General features: G+C 70.0%; 1 protein-coding gene. It reads left to right on the top strand.

The features are described 5' to 3' along the window. Positions 1-107 precede the first annotated feature (107 nt). The coding region (locus tag GUY59_RS47115; protein ID WP_161715157.1) for an alpha/beta fold hydrolase at positions 108-989 on the top strand (882 nt) is incomplete at its 3' end.

Below are 989 nucleotides of genomic sequence, written 5' to 3'. Positions count from 1 at the left end.
ATGTCCACCGTGCGGGGACGCAGAGGGACCCCTCCGATCCGTAGCGTTACCGACGTAGCCGCGGCGCTCGGAGCCGCTCCCCCTACTCGCTCTCCTCGGAGGACCTCATGCTCGGCAAGTTCAAGGCACCCGTTCTGGCCGCACTGTGCACCACCGTGCTCGGCATGGGGGTCGCCGGTTGCAACGGGGACTCCCTGGACAACTGGGACCCCTTCGCCGGCACCGAGCAGAAGATCGAGGCCGACCTGTTCTCCGGGACCAAGAAGATCACGGTCGCCGGCAAGAAGGTGAACGTGTCCTGCTCGGGTGAGGCCGCCGACGGCAAGCCGGTCATCGTGCTGATGCACGGCGGCGGCGACGACGTGACCAAGATGGCCGCCCTGCAGAAGAACCTCAGCGCGAAGAACCGGGTCTGCTCCTACGACCGGCCCGGCGCCGGCGCCAGCGACAAGCCCGCCGGCCCGCAGGACTTCGCGAGCACCGGCAAGATCCTCACCGGCGTGCTCGACCAGATCGCCGGCGACCACCAGGTCGTCCTGGCCGGCCACTCGCTCGGCGGCATCATCGCCGCCCGCTACGCCCCCGAGCACCAGGACCGCGTCAAGGGCCTGGCGCTCCTGGACGCCACCCCCTCGACCATGGCCGCCGACATCGCCCGCGTGATCCCCAAGTCGGCCAAGGGCCCCGCTGCCCAGATGCGCGCCCAGCAGCTCGCCATCTTCGCCGGCCAGAACCCCGAGCAGCTCGTCGTCGCCGACGGCGAGGTCCGTTCCGCCGGCGACATCCCGGTGGAGGTCGTCCAGCACGGCCAGCCGTACCTGGCCGCCATCCCCACCTACGGCAAGCAACTGGAGAAGGCGTGGAGCGCCGGCCAGCGCAAGTGGCTCGCCCTCTCCAGCAACAGCAACCTGAGCACCGCCGCCAAGAGCGGCCACTACATCTACACCGACCAGCCCGACGTCGCCGTCAAGGCCATCGAGAACGTCGCC

The sequence above is a fragment of the Nonomuraea sp. K271 genome (genome assembly GCF_009908215.1).
Lineage (GTDB): Bacteria > Actinomycetota > Actinomycetes > Streptosporangiales > Streptosporangiaceae > Nonomuraea > Nonomuraea longispora.
The sequence above is the reverse complement of the archived record's forward strand: the minus strand, read 5'-3'. Positions and strand labels throughout refer to the sequence as shown.